General features: G+C 60.1%; 13 protein-coding genes and 2 pseudogenes. 13 read left to right on the plus strand and 2 right to left on the minus strand.

Annotated elements, in window-relative coordinates; all coding sequences use genetic code 11:
* Nucleotides 1-40 precede the first annotated feature (40 nt).
* The 5 genes and pseudogenes from BRAD3257_RS28620 (at nucleotide 41) to BRAD3257_RS28640 (ending at nucleotide 6,136) form a co-directional block, all read left to right on the plus strand.
* Nucleotides 41-1,876 (plus strand): methanol/ethanol family PQQ-dependent dehydrogenase, encoded by a 1,836-nt coding sequence (locus tag BRAD3257_RS28620; RefSeq protein WP_122404655.1) that lies wholly within the window; start codon nucleotides 41-43, stop codon nucleotides 1,874-1,876.
* Complete coding sequence (locus BRAD3257_RS28625; protein ID WP_376707317.1) at nucleotides 1,845-2,693, plus strand: substrate-binding domain-containing protein; 849 nt, start codon at nucleotides 1,845-1,847, stop codon at nucleotides 2,691-2,693. Before BRAD3257_RS28620 ends, BRAD3257_RS28625 begins: the two co-directional genes overlap by 32 nt.
* The gene (locus tag BRAD3257_RS28630) at nucleotides 2,693-3,328 is read left to right on the plus strand and encodes a c-type cytochrome (protein ID WP_122404657.1); all 636 of its coding nucleotides are present in this window, start codon (nucleotides 2,693-2,695) and stop codon (nucleotides 3,326-3,328) included. The genes BRAD3257_RS28625 and BRAD3257_RS28630 overlap by 1 nt, the downstream gene beginning before the upstream one ends.
* A 12-nt stretch (nucleotides 3,329-3,340) precedes the next feature.
* Nucleotides 3,341-3,721, plus strand: coding sequence for a c-type cytochrome (locus BRAD3257_RS28635; protein ID WP_122404658.1), 381 nt, complete (start codon nucleotides 3,341-3,343; stop codon nucleotides 3,719-3,721).
* A 4-nt stretch (nucleotides 3,722-3,725) separates the two neighbouring features.
* Nucleotides 3,726-6,136: pseudogene (locus tag BRAD3257_RS28640) on the plus strand (glucose/quinate/shikimate family membrane-bound PQQ-dependent dehydrogenase).
* 619 nt (nucleotides 6,137-6,755) lie between these two features.
* Here the strand turns inward: BRAD3257_RS28640 and BRAD3257_RS28645 are convergent.
* Nucleotides 6,756-7,703, minus strand: coding sequence for a hypothetical protein (locus tag BRAD3257_RS28645; protein WP_122404659.1), 948 nt, complete (start codon nucleotides 7,701-7,703; stop codon nucleotides 6,756-6,758).
* A 251-nt stretch (nucleotides 7,704-7,954) separates the two neighbouring features.
* Between BRAD3257_RS28645 and BRAD3257_RS28650 the strand changes: the two genes are divergently transcribed.
* The 5 genes and pseudogenes from BRAD3257_RS28650 (at nucleotide 7,955) to BRAD3257_RS28665 (ending at nucleotide 14,690) form a co-directional block, all read left to right on the plus strand.
* A complete protein-coding gene (locus BRAD3257_RS28650) occupies nucleotides 7,955-9,052 on the plus strand; it encodes an AlbA family DNA-binding domain-containing protein (protein ID WP_122404660.1) in 1,098 nt (365 codons plus the stop codon).
* A 442-nt stretch (nucleotides 9,053-9,494) separates the two neighbouring features.
* Nucleotides 9,495-10,139 carry a GNAT family N-acetyltransferase gene (locus BRAD3257_RS28655; protein ID WP_122404661.1) on the plus strand — a complete coding sequence of 215 codons (645 nt, stop codon included), beginning with the start codon at nucleotides 9,495-9,497 and terminating at the stop codon, nucleotides 10,137-10,139.
* Between the two features lie 82 nt (nucleotides 10,140-10,221).
* A pseudogene (locus BRAD3257_RS41280) lies at nucleotides 10,222-10,594 on the plus strand (SOS response-associated peptidase family protein); the annotation flags it as partial.
* A gap of 152 nt (nucleotides 10,595-10,746) precedes the next feature.
* Nucleotides 10,747-11,949 (plus strand): SIR2 family protein, encoded by a 1,203-nt coding sequence (locus BRAD3257_RS28660; RefSeq protein ID WP_122404662.1) that lies wholly within the window; start codon nucleotides 10,747-10,749, stop codon nucleotides 11,947-11,949.
* Complete coding sequence (locus BRAD3257_RS28665; RefSeq protein ID WP_122404663.1) at nucleotides 11,946-14,690, plus strand: hypothetical protein; 2,745 nt, start codon at nucleotides 11,946-11,948, stop codon at nucleotides 14,688-14,690. Before BRAD3257_RS28660 ends, BRAD3257_RS28665 begins: the two co-directional genes overlap by 4 nt.
* Nucleotides 14,691-14,875: 185 nt before the next feature.
* Here BRAD3257_RS28665 and BRAD3257_RS28670 read toward each other — a convergent pair whose 3' ends face one another.
* Nucleotides 14,876-15,322 carry a hypothetical protein gene (locus BRAD3257_RS28670; protein WP_122404664.1) on the minus strand — a complete coding sequence of 149 codons (447 nt, stop codon included), beginning with the start codon at nucleotides 15,320-15,322 and terminating at the stop codon, nucleotides 14,876-14,878.
* A 718-nt stretch (nucleotides 15,323-16,040) separates the two neighbouring features.
* Here BRAD3257_RS28670 and BRAD3257_RS28675 point away from each other — a divergent pair.
* The 3 genes from BRAD3257_RS28675 to BRAD3257_RS28685 all read left to right on the plus strand — a co-directional run bounded on the left by BRAD3257_RS28675 (nucleotide 16,041) and on the right by BRAD3257_RS28685 (nucleotide 18,621).
* Nucleotides 16,041-16,220, plus strand: coding sequence for a hypothetical protein (locus BRAD3257_RS28675; protein ID WP_122404665.1), 180 nt, complete (start codon nucleotides 16,041-16,043; stop codon nucleotides 16,218-16,220).
* A 727-nt stretch (nucleotides 16,221-16,947) separates the two neighbouring features.
* A complete protein-coding gene (locus BRAD3257_RS28680) occupies nucleotides 16,948-17,358 on the plus strand; it encodes a hypothetical protein (protein ID WP_181956126.1) in 411 nt (136 codons plus the stop codon).
* 57 nt (nucleotides 17,359-17,415) lie between these two features.
* Nucleotides 17,416-18,621 (plus strand): integrase core domain-containing protein, encoded by a 1,206-nt coding sequence (locus tag BRAD3257_RS28685; RefSeq protein WP_122400437.1) that lies wholly within the window; start codon nucleotides 17,416-17,418, stop codon nucleotides 18,619-18,621.
* The last annotated feature ends 110 nt before the right edge of the window (nucleotides 18,622-18,731 follow it).

Raw genomic sequence — 18,731 nt, forward strand, 5'->3', positions numbered from 1 at the left:
ACGCGGCACGGCCTCGTCATCGCCATGGAGATCTTGATCTATGTTAGTGCGTGGTTTCACGCTGGTAGCGAGCGTGCTTTGTGCGGTCGTTGCGCCGCTCGCAACCGCTTCGGCACAGATCGATCTCGCCAGCCGCATGAAGGACCCCGGCCAATGGCCGATGGCAGCGCGCGATTACGCCAACACGCGCTATAGCGAGCTCGACCAGATCAACGCCGGCAATGCCTCGCGCCTGCAGCTGGCATGGACGTTCTCGATCGGCGCCGATCGCGGCCAGGAGGCGGCGCCGCTGGTGGTAGACGGCACCATGTATGTGGTCGGTCCCTATGCCGGCCCCTACCCCAACCGCGTGTTCGCGCTCGATGCGACCAGCGGCGAACTGAAATGGTCCTACGCGCCAAAGCCGGAGCCGGCGGCCGCCGGCGTCGCCTGCTGCGACGTCGTCAACCGCGGCCTCGGCTTCGACAACGGCAAGGTCTTCCTCAACACGCTCGACAATCACACCGTCGCGCTCGATGCCAAGACCGGCAAGGAGCTCTGGCACACAAAACTCGGCGAGATCAACAAGGGCGAGACCATCACCATGGCGCCAGTCGTGGTGAAGGGCAAGATTCTGGTCGGCAACAGCGGCGGCGAGATGGGCGTGCGCGGCTGGGTCACCGCGCTGGACGAGAACACCGGCGCGATCGCCTGGCGCGCATATTCGACCGGGCCCGACAAGGACGTCTTGATCGGTGACGACTTCAAGCCGTTCTACGACAGTCTGAAAGGCAAGGATCTCGGCGTGAAGACCTGGCCGGCCGACCGCTGGCAGGTCGGCGGCGCCACCATGTGGGGCTGGATCTCCTACGATCCCGACCTCAACCTGATCTATTACGGCACCGCCAATCCCAGTCCGTGGAATGCGAACCAGCGCAGCGGCGATAATCTCTGGAGCACCACGATCTTCGCGCGCGACCCCGACACCGGTCGCGCCAAATGGGCCTACCAAGTCAATCCGCACGACCTGTTCGACCATGACGAGATCAACGAGAACTTGCTGGTCGATCTCGAGCTCAATGGTCAGACGCGCAAGGTGCTGATCCATCCCGGCCGCAACGGCTACATGTACGTGATGGACCGCGCCACCGGCGAGGTGATCTCGGCGGACGCCTATGAGTTCGTGAACAGCTACAAGGGCGTCGATCTCAAGACCGGCAAGATCATCCCGAACGAGGAGAAGACGCCGCTGGTCGGCAAGACCGTGGAGAATATCTGCCCGAGCGCGCCCGGCGCCAAGGACTGGCAACCGAGCGCGTGGTCACCGCGCACCAAGCTGCTCTACGTGCCGCATCAGCATCTCTGCATGGACTTCAAGGCCTCGCAGGTCGGCTATGTCGCCGGCACGCCTTACGTTGGCGCCGATGTCGACATGTATGCCGGCCCCGGCGGCCATCGCGGCGAGTTCATGGCCTGGGATCCGGTCGCGCGCAAGAAGGTGTGGGAGATCCACGAGAAGCTGCCGGTCTGGAGCGGTGCGCTGGTCACCGCCGGGGACGTCGCGTTCTACGGCACCATGGATCGCCTGTTCAAGGCGGTCGACGCCAAGGACGGACGTGTGCTCTGGCAATTCCGCGCCGGCTCCGGCTTCATCGGCCAGCCGGTCTCCTATGGCGGCGCCGATGGACAGCAATACATCGCGATCCTCTCGGGCGTCGGCGGCTGGCCCGGCGTCGTCGCCAATGCCGAGGTCGATCAACGCGTACGCAATGCCGCGCTCGGCTTTACCGGCGCGACGCAGGATCTGCCGTTCTATACGGCCGGCGGAAGCGAGCTGCTGGTGTTCAAGCTCGGCGGAGCCAATGGTGAGGACACCAGCCATGCGCCTTCGAAATAGCGCAATCGCGGTTGCCCTCGTGATCGGGCTCGCGTCCACCGCAGCGGCCGCATCGGACGGCGCGCTGCGCGTCTGCGCCGATCCGAACAACCTGCCGTTCTCGAACAGCGCCGAAGCCGGATTCGAGAACAGGCTCGCCGCCATGGTCGCCGAGCATTTCGGCGAGACCATCGCCTACACCTGGTGGGCGCAGCGCCGCGGCTTCATCCGGAGCACGCTGAAAGCAGGCCAATGCGATGTGGTGATGGGCGTGCCCAAAGGCTATGATCTCGTCGAGACCACAAAGCCCTATTACCGCTCGACCTACGTTTTCGTCAGCCGGCAGGACCGCAAGCTCGATTTGTCGTCGCTGCGCGATCCGCGCCTGCATCATCTTGCGATCGGCGTGCATCTGATCGGCGATGACGGCAACAATCCGCCGCCGGCCCAGGCGCTTGGCGAGGAGGGCATCGTCGACAACGTCCGTGGCTATTCGATCTACGGTGATTATCGCCAGGCCAATCCACCGGCCCGCCTGATCGAGGCGGTCGCGAGCGGCGAGATCGACGTTGCCGCCGCGTGGGGACCGCTGGCCGGCTATTTCGCCCAGCGCTCGGCGGTGCCGCTGACGGTCACGTCGATCACGGACACCGAGGCCTTCGCGCCCCAGCAATTCCAATTCGCCATCGCGATGGGCGTGCGCAAGGGTGACCACGCCTTGCGCGACCGGCTGAACGCGTTCATCGACGGGCATCGATCCGAAATAGGGTCACTGCTGCGCAGCTATGGCGTGCCGCTGGTCGAGCAGCCCGTCACCGCATCGGGAGGACATGAGTGATGTCAGCTCCAATATTGCGCGCGAGCGCCCTATCATTGCTACTGGCGATAGCGCCGCAAAGTGCCGTGCTTGCCCAGCAGAGCCTGCCGCAATCGCAGGAGGCACAGATGCCGACGCTGTCGCCGCGGCCGAATTTCGGCGGCAGCGTCGGCAACGGCCGGCCCGGCGTGTTCATGCAGGTTCCAGTCAGTCCTCTGCACCCGGGCGCGCAGCCCGACCCGCCGCAGATCAAGAATCCCGTGCAGGGCGATCCCAACGCGGAGCAGCGGGGGATGACGTATTACGTCAATTTCAACTGCGTCGGCTGTCACGCGCCGAATGGTGGCGGCGGCATGGGACCGGCGCTGAGCAACAGCACCTTCATCTACGGCTCGCAGCCCGAGAACATCTTCCTCTCGATCTACCAGGGACGGCCGAACGGCATGCCGGCCTGGGGCGGCGTGCTGCCCGACAGCGTGATCTGGGACCTCGTCACCTATATCGGCAAGATCAGCAACGAGCCGAGCCACCAATGGGGCCGCACCTTCTCGGCGAACCCGCTGTCGCCGGAGGTCGAGCAGGTCCCGACCGAGCAAGTGTCGACCACCGATCCGTGGTCGGCGACCAAAAAATTCAATTTTGGCCAGAAGCCTTGAGCGGAGCGGCGAATGGACGCCCATCCTGCCGCACGGTTGCTGATCGCCTCGTTGTTGGGGTTGGCTGTGATTGGCTGCAGCGACGCAAACGCTGCGGGCCCCGACAATTTCAACGGCGACGCCACGCGGGGCGCCGACCTCGTCAAAAACTACCATTGCGGCGGCTGTCACGACATTCCCGGCATCGCCGGCGCCGAAGGCAATGTCGGACCGCCCCTGCATCGGATCGGCACGCGCACCTACATCGCCGGCTACATCCAAAATTCGCCCGACAATATGGCGGCGTGGATCGAAGATCCACAGAAGGCGTTACCGGGTAACGCCATGCCCACAATAGGCATCCCGCAGAAGGACGCGCGCGACATCGCGGCGTTTCTCTATACGCTGAAGTAATCCCATGAGACCGATATCTAGCCTGGGGACCTTGTTCCGCGCCGCGCCGCTGCTGGTCATCACCATCCTGATTGTTGCCATCATGGGATTGGGCCTCACCGCCGGAGGCATCTGGCTCGCTGTGCTCGGCGGGTCCTTCTATTACCTGATTTCCGGCCTCGCGCTGCTGCTCACCAGCTGGCTCCTGGCACGACGCCGCGCCGAGGCACTGTGGATCTACGCTGCGCTGCTGCTCGGCACGATGATTTGGGCGGTCTGGGAAGTCGGGCTCGATTTCTGGTCGCTGGCGCCGCGCGGCGACGTGCTCGTTCCGCTGGGCGTCTGGCTGTTGCTGCCGTTCATCGCATCGCGCCTCGTGCCGGGCTTGCGGGCCGCACGATGGGCGCTGGGGCTCGTGCTTGCCATCGCCGCCGGCGTGCTCGCCGTCTCGCTGTCGCGCGATCGCCACGACCTCGCCGGCACGCTGCCGGAGAGCGGGACGACGCGCGCCGCCGCGGCTGCCGCATCGATGGTGCCTGGGGCCGGAGAGGACTGGACCGCGTATGGCGGCAGCGGCTTCGGCACGCGCTATTCCTCGCTCAACCAGATCACCCCGGACAATGTGAAGGATCTCAAGCTCGCGTGGGAATTCCGCACGGGCGACCACAAGGGCCCTGACGATCCCGACGAGATCACCAACCAGGCGACGCCGCTCAAGGTCGGCGACCTGCTCTACACCTGTTCGCAGCACCAGATCGTGTTCGCGCTGGAGGCCCCAACGGGTAAACTGCGCTGGAAATTCGACCCGCAGGTCCAGCACAACAAGAACTTCCAGCACATGACCTGCCGCGGCGTAGCCTATCACGTCACCAAGCCTGGTGGCGTGACCGCCGACGGCGCGCGCGCTCCCGCTGAGTGTCCGGCACGCGTCTTCATCCCGACCAATGACGGACGCATGTTTGCGCTGGATGCGCAGAGCGGCACCCCCTGCGAAGGCTTTGGCGATCACGGCCAGATCGACCTCAAGCAAGGCACCGAGATCCAAACGCCCGGTTTCTACGAGGGCACCTCGCCGCCGGTCGTGACCGAGAAGATCCTGATCGTTGGCGGCGCGGTGATCGACAATTACTCCGATCGCGTGCCCTCGGGCGTGATCCGCGGCTTCGACATCTACTCCGGCAAATTGATCTGGGCGTTCGATGCCGGCAATCCCGATCCGAACGAGATGCCCTCGGCCTCGCATCATTTCACTGCGGGCTCGCCCAATTCCTGGAGCATCTCCGCGGTCGACGAGAATCTCGGGCTCGTCTATGTCCCGCTCGGATCGAGCTCTCCCGATATCTGGGGCGGTGGCCGCTCGTCCGAGAAGGAGCGCTACGATTCCGCGCTGGTCGCGCTCGACATCAACACCGGGAAGCTGCGCTGGTCCTTCCAGAACGTGCATCACGACCTCTGGGACATGGACATGCCCTCGCAGCCCAGCCTTGTCGACCTGCGCACGAATGACGGCGTAACGCCGGCGATCTACATCCCCGCCAAAACCGGCGACATCTTCGTGCTCGACCGCCGCGACGGGCATCAGCTGGTGCCCGCGCCGGAGAAGCCGGTGCCGCAAGGGCCTGCGCCCGGCGACCGCCTCTCCGCGACCCAGCCCTTCTCGCAACTGAGCTTCCGGCCGCCGGGCATGCTGACGGGTGCGCAGATGTGGGGCAGCACGATGTTCGACCAGCTCGCCTGCCGCATCAAGTTCAAGCGCCTGCGCTATGAGGGGCCGTTCACGCCGCCTTCGGAACAGGGCACGCTGGTGTTTCCCGGCGATTTCGGCATGTTTGAGTGGGGCGGCATCGCCGTCGATCCTAAGCGCCAGATCGCGATTGCGAATCCGCAATCGATTCCGTTCGTCTCGCGCCTGGTGCCGCGCGGCAAGGACAATCCGGCAGCGCCGAACGCGGCGCATCCGCCCGGCACCGAGCTCGGCGTGCAGCCGATGTACGGCGCCCCCTACGGCGTCGATCTCGGCATTTTCCTGTCGCCGCTCGGCATTCCCTGCCTGGCCCCACCCTGGGGCAACATCGCAGCGATTGATCTCAAGTCTCACAAGATTGTCTGGCAGCATCGCATCGGCACGATCAGGACGAGGCCCCGATCCCGCTGCCGTTCAAGCTGGGCGTGCCCATGCTGGGCGGACCGATCGTCACGGCAGGCGGCGTCGCCTTCATTACGGGAACGATGGATTATTACATCAGGGCTTTCGACGTGCGCGACGGCAAAGAGCTCTGGCAGAACCGGCTTCCGGCTGGCGGTCAATCGACACCAATGACCTATGAGGTCGGAGGCAAGCAATATGTGGTCACGGTCGACGGCGGCCACGGCTCGTTCGGCACCAAGCTCGGCGACTACGTCCGCGCCTACGCCCTGCCGGAGCGGCGGTCGTAGCGTAGCCGGCGCGCAGGCGGTCGTGATGCGCCGGCGGTGGAGACGACGAGCGCCACACAAGTCGCGATGCCGAGCAGCCCCTGCTGGTCAGGCCGGCCGACGGAGCATCTACTCGTCCTGCCGACCGAACCAGTTGAGGACGCGCGGTGGGGCGAAGCAGCTTTCAAAAAGCCGAACAGCACCTTGCGCCGGCTCGGGGTCTCTCGCCTGGTCCTTTGAGCCTGCCTGCATGGTCCGCCAACAACATCAGCACCAGGGCACGCGACAGCTCAAACGAAGCGGCGCATAAGTCCTCAAGGAATGCAAGCGCGCCTTCGAACGGGTCGCGGTGGATTTCGAAGGATTTTTTCGCTCCCAAAGATAGGTGGCGGAGAGAGTGTCCGCCAATTTGATCAATTTTTACGACAAAAAATAGGGGATTGTAGAAGCGTATCGGTTTTACATACACTCCTACATACACCGTACCGGCCGTACTATTCTTGAGTTAGCCGATCATTGAAGCGCGGCAGCCCAGCGGAGTTTGCGACCATCCGCGACCTAGGGACCGCGACCATCGTGCATGCGAGCCCGAGCCACCGAGCGGGGCCGGAACCAAGGCCAATGCCGAGGATGCGAAACGCTAATCCTTCCGTCTGGGCTTGTGTAGTTCTCGCAGCGGGACAGTGGGAATCACGCAATCCCCTTCCGGCGTCGGGACTTCATCGTTAGCATAGTCCTGAGGGCTGCTAAGGATCGGCACCGGATCACCGACCCAACCGCATTTATCGCAGGTCGGCCGCTCCCATTCCAGTTCGGGAGCACTAGAGTGATAACCGCGTTGCGGCGAGAGCCGATAAGAGCCGCAAGCAGGGCAGCTTTCAGGTGCGGCCCGGATGTGTCGAATGACCTGAGACGCCGCTAAGCCAAGCGCGTGCTCAACCGTCGTAGTCGCGGCTTCTGCATCGTACCATGTGGAGGCTTTGGCGTGTGTAAGCCAGTTGGCAAAACGCCACGCTTCATCAAGCAGCGTCTTGAGCAGATGGCGACGGTGCTCATGCGTGTGACCGGCAAGACTCGTGAGACATACATGATCCACCCAAGCCTTGAAGTCGGCCTGCTTCGGCTTGTTCGCCAGGTCCACTGCCCACGGCATCACGGTCTGCGCTGCGCTGGTGAAGGCGAGTAGCGCCTCACGGCAGCGGACGCCGACCGTTTGGAAGTCGCTGACCTCCTGCGCGCTCGCCAACGCGTCCGAGGCATCGGACATATGGCGAAAGCAAGCGGCAAGCGGCTCCACCGGAAGTTCTGACAGCCTTGCTCTCTGGCCACGCGGCACACGAAGGCACAGACCGACGTGAAAGGTGACTGCCAAATCCATGTTTGGGAATTGGACCTGGGAGTACAGGTTGGTCGGATTAGTTATCACCCACCAACGGTCAACGTTGGTGTGAACGTCCCACACGACATGCTGCTGGTTCAGGATGGTTTCGGCATAGACTTTCTGCGAGAACTCGACGGTTAGGTCGGGTGCTTGCCAGTTCATGTAGTCCACAATCGCCTGTGTCTCTTCGGGTGTGGATGGCAGCATGGCACCCGCTAAATGTTCGGATTGATCTTGGCTTGGTGACTGGGCTTGATGATCCCCAGGTCTTAGGCGTAGGGGTTGGGGCTGGTCATCCAGTAGTTCTATGACATCAATACATCTTGCGCGTGCTCCCGGCTTCGGTTTCAATGGCTGCCCTGCGGGGCCACGTGAAACTCGTTTCCCTTGGGCATTTCGGGGCTTGGGCCTGCTCGGTAGGCTGCTAGAGCGCAGTCGCTTGGCGGCGGCCTGAAGCGATGATCGAGCGGCATAGGGCGGGCAGGCTTCTCGCAGATGAAAAGGTTAGCAGAGTTATGGCTTTTGCGGAATTGCAAGAACTGGTGGACACCCCGAACGAAACGCTTGGGGTCGAATATAAGTCTTGGCTGGACCTGAATAGTCATGAGGCGCGAGCGGACATAGCACGGCATATTGCTGCTATCGCAAACCACGGCGGTGGCTGTATCGTGTTTGGGTTTGACGACACGACCCTTCAATACGTCCCCAGTCCATATGCCGATAAGATCGACCGAGATGTCATCTCGTCAATCGTGAAAAAATACTTGGAGCCTACATTTCAATGTGATGTTTCATTCGTCCGGTCCAGCGCTGGGAATGAACACCCTATTGTAATCGTTCCTGCTCATGGAGCTTCACCTATCTGCGCCAAAGTAAACGGGCCAATGGATGGCAAAAAAATTCAAGGGATAGTTCAAGGTCAGTACTACCTGCGTAAGACGGGTCCAGAAAGCGCGTCCATCCTGACAGCAGCCGAATGGGCTCCGGTTATACGACGATGTGCCATGCACGAAAGGGCATCTATTCTTGGTGCATTGGACGCCGCACTACGTGGCGCGCAACCCGCTCCATCTAACACCCAAGATGCAATAAGAAGGTGGCACGACGCTGCCCACGTTGCGTTTCTCAAAGAGATTTCTAATCGTGACGGCTGCGAGGAAGTCGCTCAATCGCATTGGCAATTGAGCTATTCAATTGATCGCTCCGACGAGCAGCAACTGTCGCGCCAAAATCTGTTGCAGACATTGCGTGAAATCAATTCCGAGGTCCGTGATCTCGTCAAAACGGGATGGAGCATGTTTTATATTTTCGACGTGCCAGAGATTAGGCCTTCGTGGCACACGGATGCAGCGAGCGGATTGGAGGAGAACGATTTCCTCGAATGCACGTTACTGAGAGATACGCGAGATCGTGATTTTAGACCGTTGTTTCCAGACCTTTGGCGGGAAACGCAACCCTCATCCGCAACTATTGGGAAGATGGTGCTGATTGGAATAAGTCCTTGGGATGGCAAAGCGGAACGTGGCTCAGTCCGAATTTGCTTACCAGGGCTCTAGCCGAATTCGTGCGCCACGCACGTGGAATGGCCGAGCGGTTTGACAGTCCAACCACTGTAACCTTTCGCGTCGAGTGGCATGGTCTAAAGGATCGAACTGTTCGAGACCCCTTTGGGCTTTGGATGAATAATTGGACTTCACACAGCAGTCACCGGGTTGCGACTGGATCATGGCCAGTGACAAGCCTGACCGATGCATGGCCAGAGATTGTTGCAGAACTAGCCGCGCCGGTTATGCGGTCATTTACGACAGAGTTTGTTTTGTCAGCCGATTGGATCCGCGGACAGGCACCAAAGTGGCTCCGAGCATGAGACATACCTGCGTGGCTTCCACTTGAAGGCCGCCCTATCCATACAAGCGCAGCCATCTGGTTGCGCTGCGGCCGACGAAGATTTCGGCGAGCGATCCGCCATCAACGTGGTGGCCGGGGGAGCGATAACGAATGCGAGTAATGTTACGGGCGGCTAAAATCGCACTGGAAAGTCTCGAGACAGCCAAGGCAGCTATCGAAGGGCTGGGCGGCACCATCGTCTACCAACGCCAGGATTCTCTAACGGGAGGCGGCGTGATCGCCCACCTCGTTGTTGAAGGTGAGCGCGCGGCGATCGTCGGGATGTTAGAACTCACTGAAGTTGGTCCCGTCGCCACAATGGCGATTGGAAATATGGCCTATCGAGTTGCTGCTCCTGGCGATGAGGTCGGCATTCTCTTGGTTTTCGCGGAGGTCGCACCTGAGGTCCCAACAAGAGTTTATCCCGAAACCTTGGGAAGGATAGAAGGCTCAGTCGCGACGGGTCTGTCTTGGGTAGCGGTAGATGCTGACGACCAGATCGTGGGCTACGCGCTCGCTTATGGCCACGACAGCACGATCTATCTAGACTATCTGGGCGTTTCCAAAACGGCGCGGAATCAGCACATCTCTAGAGTTCTTGTCTCGAAGCTAAAAGAAAGCGGCATGCCGATTGAGACGAACGTCCGGCCAGACAACAAAAGTTCGAAGGCTGAGCGTTTTGCATGTTTCGGCTTTGTCGAAATACCCAATCACTTCGATGGCAAGAAGCTGCGCTGGGAACCTGAGGGGAGATGACGTAATCCGCACGAAACCCCAAAAAGCGGCTGCACAAATTCAATTGTCTGGTCGTGCTGCGACAGACGAAGATTTCGGCGGCTTTGCCGAGTACGCGCCGGAGCCGAACCCGGAGACGAAGAAGAAGGACGTGGTCTGGTTTGCCCTCAACGATGAGAGGCCGCTGATAGCGTTCGCTGGCATCTGGACAACGTTCAACGGGGATCGCGGCACAAAGTCCAAGCCGGTGCCGGGACCGCATCAGGTCTATGGCTTTCTGACGACCACACCGAATGCCGTGGTCGAGCCGATCCACCCCGAAGGCAATGCCCGTGATCCTGCTGACCGACGAAGAGCGGGACGTGTGGATGCGTGCGCCGTGGGACGAGGCCAAGGCGTTGCAACGACCGTTGGCAGACGATGCCCTACAGATAGTTGCGCGCGGGGCGGACAAAGAGGACCGGATCGCCGCCTGATCGGTCGCTGGTCCGGCTCCCGGAGCCCCATCTCAAGTTTGCGTCCAGTAATCCGACGGAAGGGGTTGACCAACAGTTCTCTGTTGCAGTTGATGCAACCAACAGGACATGCGCCGATCAATTTCACAGCGATTGGTGTGGGCGGGGTATGAATGAGAACCGAAGCATCTGTGGAGGATCGAGTAATTTCTCTCGGTCCAGGTTTGGCGGCAATTCCAGAAAGGCTAATGCTGGCGCACGCGCGTGGGGAAGTACTGTTTGTTTGCGGCGCTGGCATCTCGCGGCCCGCAAACCTGCCGGACTTTCGAGAACTAGTGATCGACGTCTATAAAGTCCTCGATGCAGCGGTTCATGCTGTTCTAAAGGATTTGCCTTCATCGGCGTGCAATCAATGGGCGGCTGACTGCAAGGAGTTGAGCGAGCGGCAGGCTGCGGAAGTAAAGCGGTTTATCGCAGGTGACTACGACCTCGTTCTCGGAATGCTTGAACGACGTTTGGACAATCAGACCCGAGGCGATAGCCACGTTCGACGAGAAGTCGCCAAGCGCCTGCGCCAAGGGGATAGTCGTCCGGCATCTATTCATCGTACGCTAATGCGTCTCGCAGATCGAGGTGGAATGACCACGATCGTCACCACCAATTTCGATCTGCTCCTTGAAATGGCTGTCAAGAAACTACGTCCTAGCACCTACTCGCTCGGGTCGATCCCTCGGCCAAGTAGACAAAGTGAATTTTCGGGTGTCCTGCACATTCATGGAGCGCTCGACCGCAGCCCGGAACGCTTTTCCGAACTTGTCTTATCGGATCGAGACTTTGGCGAATACTATCTTAGGCGGCGCGTGGTACCCGATTTCATTTATGATGCGGCTCGCTTGTTTCACTTGGTGCTAGTCGGTTACAGCGCGAATGATCCGCCAATGCGATATCTCTTGAACGCAGTAGCGGCCGACGGCTCGCGTTTCGATGATCTAAAGGAGCGGTTCACATTCTTCGGCACCAACGCGCCCGATCCGGTGGCGTTGGAAGATTGGAACGCCCGTGGGATCACTCCTATTCACTACGATGCGAATGGAGGACATAGTGCGCTGCGAATGACGCTAGAGAGATGGGCGGATCTCTCGGCAATCAATGGCAATAGAAAAACGATTGATGCGGCGATCCGGCGGATCGTAAAGAGAGGGAGAGCCGTAGCCTCGGATGAGGATCGCGATTTATTTGACCATTTGATCAGAAGGAGCAACGCCAGCGAACGCGTCCGGCTTGCTGGGCTGGCTTCTGCTGCAAGCGCCGATCTCGGTTGGCTAGACGCGATAATGAAGATTGGCACCGAAAGAGAACGGGTCCACCGCACATGATCCCCTCATGGGCATATCTCGACGAGAACGATCGATCGGTGTTCCGAGCGGCTCTCGCATTCCTAGACAATCGTCTCGCAGAGCCAAGCACTATCGACTGGGCTGTGCGGTTGGGGCGCGATAGGCGGATCGAGCGTGCTGCGATCGAGAACCTGTTGAGTAGTCAACGTGCCGACGTGGCTAATGAACCGTGGGCGACGACCTGGCGTTTGATTGAAGAGAGTTGGTCGGAGAGACCTGTTGAGAGCGGTGCTTCAACCGCAATCTACGAAATCCAGAGACGACTGCGCTCCGGCGATCGCTCCGGCGCAATCGTTTCGGCGATTGTCGATTTAGTTGCTCCACGCCTGAAAGTTGAGGCCCTAACTTCCTCCTTCAGGCAGTTCGCCAAGGTGCCCCGACGACCAAAGACTTTCCGGCAATTGGTTTCAGCAGGATTGACGAGCGGCGAGGTTGTGGACTTGGACGTTCTCGAGCTAGAAAAACTCGACGATGTTCCATTTCTAACAGCGTTGGCCAATGCTTTAGACCGGGCAGTTGATCATGGTCTTGATATCGGACGTCGCATCGGTTGGGACGGACAACATCGCCTCTGGCAATTGGGCGATTTGAGCCGTGTCAATTACGTTGTTCGCAGCCGAAGAACGGTCGATGGACAGGACGACCCCGATGCTTACCATCATGGCATCGCACCTGCAGTCAAGCTCCTATACGAGGTCGTCACTAGGATTGGTGAACTGATCCGCGAGCAGGAGTTGTCTTTTGTTCGACGGTGGAAGTTGACGAACACGCCGGTTCACATTCGACTTTGGGCCGCCGCCGCACGCAATCCTAAGGTGGCATCTGCTGCGGAATTTAGTGCGTTCATGCTTGCGCTTGATGATAGCAGATTTTGGGATTTGCATGGGTACCCTGAAATCGCCGAGCTTAGAGCAGCGCGATTTGGCGAACTCGGTGCGGAGGCGCAAGCAACACTAACTGCTCGTCTCCGGAAAGGTCCACCCCGGAGTTTTTGGCCAAAGAAGGCAGAACCGGAAAAGGTCAAGATTGGCCGGCTGTATTGGGCGCTTCGAGAATTGAAGCGCATTGATCTGGCCAATGGCAACCTGCCACAAAATGTTAAGGCATGGCTTGATGCTGAGATCGGAAAATTCCCTGACTTGATAGGTATGAGTGCCGACGAGGGCCTTCCGGAGGGAGTGACGGTCAAAGATGTCGTTTCTAGCCCAGATGATCGATATGACGCTCTGGAAGGCCTAGCGCGGCTGCGAGCGCTCGAAACTGCTCTTGCAAGTGCTGGCGAGAGATGGAGCGACGATCCCGCAGGACGTGCGGATGATTGGCTTAGGCAGCCCACGAAGGTCGCGCTGATACTAAATGACCTGGAGCAGGCGGAACGTGGCGGAGACGAATTCCCAAGAGTATGGAACCGTTTCGGATGGGCACACTCGCCCACGCGGCCGGAACCGGTAGATGCTTCCGCACAGGACTTTCAAAATGAAGCCGATCGCGTATTGGCGCTGCTTGCGCAGCTATCCGAGAGGACCCTATCGATCGCCATTGAGGGCATTAGCAGTTGGTTAGACCATTGGCGAAAGCATGTGGTGGTCTCCGCAGATGGGCTTGCTGTATGGCTGAAGGTTTGGCCGTTGGCTGTAACGGCCACAAACAACCAGGCCGAGAGTGAAGACGGTGCCAATCTTAGCGTGGCAGCTACGATTGTGGACAATGATCGAGAGCCAACGGACATTGATACGCTCAACACGCCAGTCGGCAAACTCGTCGGTGTTTTCCTCGCTGCTTGTCCTTCACTCAACCAAGTTCCGAGTCCGTTCGAGGCTGGAGCAGCCGCACGCCAGATGAGGGATGTCCTTATCACCGCTGATGGCCTTAGCGGATTGATCACCCGGCACCGTCTTATCGAAGGGCTACCCTACTTCCTGCGTGCAGATCGCGCTTGGACGGAGGAGAACCTCGTCACGCCTCTCCAAAAGGGAGATGGAGCCTCGCTCACCCTTTGGCGCGCTGTTGCGCGGGCAACTCGTTTCACCGATGTGCTCAAGTTCATCGGCAACGCGATGGCAGAAAAAGCAACAGATCGAAGGTTAGGAAGAGAAGTGCGCGGACGTTTGGTGTTTAGCCTCATTGTTGAAGCACTCCACGCGCTTCGCGAGAACCGCGAACCTGCTGTTCCAAATGCGCGCGTTCAGCAGATGGTGCGAACTTTGGACGACGAAGTCCGGGCAACCGCTGCAAACGCCGTTCAGCAGTTTGTCAAAGACCTTTCCTCACAGGCCCCACGGGGTGGTGAGCCGCCTTCTGCTGCTGCTCTGTTCCGAACCGCCGCAATGCCATTTTTTCGCGGTGTGTGGCCGCAGGAGCGTTCGCTCGCGACGCCCGGCGTGAGCAAGGCTCTCGCCGATCTTCCAGCTACGTCACGTGAGGCGTTCGCCGACGCAGTTGAAGTGATTGAACGATTTTTGGTGCCCTTCGAATGTTGGTCGATGCTCGACTACGGCCTTTATGGTGATGAGGGGGAAAGTAAGAAGCTTTCAATGATCGATGATGAGGTCAAGGCAAACGCTTTGCTGCGGTTGCTGGACCATACTATTGGAACGTCGGAGGGCGCAGTCATTCCCTACGACTTGACGGATGCTCTGGATCAAATTCGAACGGTCGCACCGCATCTCGTGGACAGTGTCGGTTATCGTCGTCTGTCAACGGCGGCGCGGCGCGTTTGATGCGGCAAACAAAAGTTCGATACCTCCGAGGTCGACGCCGACATGTCACAAAAACAGATCAAGGAGGCCCTTGCTCTTATCTTTTCGAGGCACGTCGGCGATATCGCTGTGTCATTGTGACCAGAATAAGTATTTGTAATGTTCACGCGCTGGAACACTTAACCGTGCGGTCTGAAGCTCACCGTTCACGGCCATGGCGGGATGTCGCTCGGCTTGATCGTCAAGGACGCTCCAGCATCGACAGCATCGATGGCATCCTTCCAAAATTGAATGAAAGGCGCCGCGTGTTCGGTGAGGAAATGGCCGAGGATAGCGTGTTCGTGTTCGTCTTGTTCAGTCCTGAACTCGGGCGGCAGCACGTCACCGCCCAACTTGCCGAGCAACACTCCGCACCGGCTGAATGCCCGGTCGAGCGCGATCAGCTTGCACCGCATGAGCTTCCACTTGCCGGGTGATCCAGCGCGCGTGCCCGTCGTGTACTGAGTCACCGCCTGCGTAAACTCGCGATGGGCCGCCATAAGGTGAACCCAATTGCGCGTGTATTCCGCGCTGAACGTGCGTTGCTCGACAGGAGTGTTGAGCGGTATTTTCATCTGTTTGAGAGCGCGAGCGTGCTCCAGCTTGGTCACCATCGTCGTCCTCCCGCGTTGCGAACAATCTTCTTATCCTGACCTCTTCAGATGCAATGCGCGCCCCGCAAACATTGCGGGGCGCGCATTCGGTTGACGCTCGCTTTACACTGGCCTTGCAGACGCTGGCCGTTATGGACGAGCGTGACGCCCGTCAAGTGATGGCACTGGTCTATATCGGCGCTGGATGGTGCGAAAACCCACTCGATCAACCTGAGCGAATGATAGGCTCAAAGCACCGCACTCGTCGATCAATCGAAGAGCGAGCTACCCTGCGAACGCCGCGTGTAAGTAGGGCTTTACCGATGCAACCGATTGATCTCGGCGACTAAAATTTTTTGAAAGAGGATCGACTGCTACGCTCACTAAACATCAACTCAGATCGATTACGTTGCCAACCAACGTCAGATTGATGTTTCCTGTTGCTAGGCAACCGTTGGCTGATGTTGGTTAGCCGGCAACGAACTGACAGCTCAAGTTTGTTGGTAGGCAAGCATTGATGATTTCGACTTGCGCGGAGCCGGCCTCAACAGCGCGCTGCCACCGCTTCCGGCGTGCGCGCTCCATCGTTAACGCCTTGTGTGTCTCCACGCCCAAGATAATCTGATCGATCTCTGCGACCATCCAGGGTACGCTTAAATGCGCGACACGGTGGACAGCGTCATGGCGACATCGTAGTACACGGCATCGATATATCGCGTGAAGGGCCGGAGAACATCACGTGGCAAAAAAGACGAAGAGCAAGCGCAAAGAGTACACCAAAGACGACGTGAAGCTGCTCAAGGCGCATTCCAAGGCCCGCACCCCCGTTGCCAAACTCTCGAAGCTGATGAAGCGCTCCGAGGGCTCGTTGAGGCAGAAGGCTCTCAGCCTTGGAATTGGTTTGGGCCATCAGCGCTAGGCGGGAGCCGCGCGCCCATAGACTGTCAAAAGAAATGCCCCGGCGTGCTCACTCCGCCGGGGCCTTTCAAGATCATCAGGCCGGTTACATCCCCCGTGCCTTACGATCGTTGACGTCGTCGATTACCGTAGAGCCATGATCGGCGAGTTAGTGCAAGATCGCGGACGGCCGCTCCATCATCGCCCAAGCTTTGCTCCAACTCGCCGGCGTATCTCGCCTGGCGCGCGCGGTGTTCCCGCATGCGCTGGGCGGCGGCCAATCGGTGAAAGCCCCTTCGCCGCGGTTTCCATGGTGGACCTCCTGGGCTAAACGTCGTCAAAATGCGCAACCCCCCTTTAGGAATTTAATCCCATTGCGTACGACCGGCCGGTGCGGTCGCGGGGGCCGCCGCGGCGCAACATTTTTGCTCCCCCCCCCCCGCGTGCGGCTTGCGCTCCGCCATTGCGGCGTCGGTTGGCTTGGCGTGCGGCGTGTGCGCTCCGCCCTTGTCGCGTCGGTTTCCTTTCCGTTTGGGTCATTGGGTATTAGGGATCGGCCAGACATCAGACCTGTTCTGATGACTGCGGGGAGCGAGTTTGGCCCGATCACCCGACTTCTTACGCAGAACCGCCACGCAGTTCCCGTCCCCCAAGACCGGGCTGATTGACCTGATTAACAAGAGGCGAGCACCGAACGCACCCGGATCGAGGGACGCCTGGGCGAGATCGAGCGCGAGATCAAGCGCATCGTGGATTTCATCGTGAAAGGGATGGCTACCGACGCGCTCATCCCGCGAATGAATGAACTGGAGGCCGATCGCAAGGCGCTCGCCGCGCAACTTGAGGAGACCAACGAAGCCGACAACGTCATCACGCTTCATCCTAAGGCTCTCGACCGCTACAAACGCGCAGTCCGGGAGTTGGCCGAAGAGTTCAAGCGTGGCAGCGCAACCGAGTTTGCAACGATCCGTGAACTGGTGACCGCGATCATCGTGCATGCCAGTCCGAGCCGGCCGGGGGGCGCAGGGTCCAAGGCCAGCGTTGAGGATGATCGTCGCGTTCGCATCGACGTCAAGGGCCGACTGGCCGCTCTGTGCGACAATCCGGCCCTGTTTCCGAACATGGCTATGTCGGGGGTGAGCGGCCCGAGACATAGGTGACAGAACGTACCGGGCACATGGGTTACACTTTCCGCTTTTGTTCTGCGGGAGGTGTGGATGCCGTGGAAAGCGAGTTCGGTAATGGAGGAGCGCCTTCGCTTTGTCGCCCGCCTGTTGGACGGGGAAGCCATGACGGATGTCTGCCGGGAGTTCGGCATCTCCCGTAAGACCGGCTACAAGATTTTCGATCGCTACAAGGAACATGGCCTGGAGGCGCTGAGCGACCGCTCCAGGCGGCCGGTTCGCTACGCCAATCAACTGCCGGCCCAGATCGAGACGCTGATTGTCCAGCTCAAGGCCGAGAAGCCGCATTGGGGGGCCCGCAAGATCCGCGAACTCCTGGTGCGACGGCTCGACGGCGATGTCCGGGTGCCGGCCAAAAGCACCATTCATGCGGTGCTCGATCGCCACGGCCTGGTCAGGCGGGGCGGCGGGCCGCGCCATCGCGCGCGCGGCACGTCGCTATCGCAAGGGACTGCCCCGAACGATGTCTGGTGCGCCGACTTCAAAGGCGAGTTCAAGCTTGGCAACAGCCATTACTGCTTCCCGCTGACCGTCAGCGATCATGCCGCGCGCTTCCTGCTGCTGTGCGAGGCGCTCGACTCCACGCGCGAGGAGCCTGCCATGACCGCCTTCGAGCGCCTGTTCCGCGAGCGCGGCCTGCCGCTTGCCATTCGGTCCGACAATGGCGTGCCGTTTGCCAGTCCCAATGCCTTGTTCAATCTTTCCAAGCTCTCGGTATGGTGGCTCCGCCTCGGTATCGCCATCGAGCGCATCAAGCCAGGTCATCCGCAACAAAATGGCCGGCACGAGCGCATGCACCTCACCCTCAAGAAGGAGGCCACCAGGCCGCCTGGCTTCAACAGCCTGCAACAGCAGGAGCGCTTCGATGCCTTCGTGCACGAGTTCAATACCGAGCGCCCCCACGAGGCGCTCGGCATGAAGTGCCCTGCCGAGGTCTACACGGCCTCAGCGCGGGCCTATGCCGGCCTGCCGGAGTTGAGCTATCCCTTCCACGACCGCGACGTCGTCGTCACTGCCTGCGGCCGCCTCTGCCTGCATCGCAAGAGGATCAACATCTCAACCGTCCTGGCTGGCCAGAAGCTCGGCATCAAGGAGGTCGACGAGGGCATCTGGCTCGTCAGCTTCATGCATTACGATCTCGGCTATTTCGATCTCGAACAGAAGACCTTGCAACCTCTCGACAACCCGTTCGGTCCGAGGCCCATCACCGATGTCCCCGCCACGACCACGGCGCCCTGACGGAGACGCGCTCTTGTGCATTCTTGGCATGGAAGGCCACTTGCTTGGCTCCGCTGTCGCGGTCAACCCCCGAAGCCCGAAGGGGCGCGGCACGCGCGGGGTTGACGGCG

Origin of the sequence: Bradyrhizobium vignae, assembly GCF_900324035.1 — a bacterium.
Lineage (GTDB): Bacteria > Pseudomonadota > Alphaproteobacteria > Rhizobiales > Xanthobacteraceae > Bradyrhizobium > Bradyrhizobium vignae.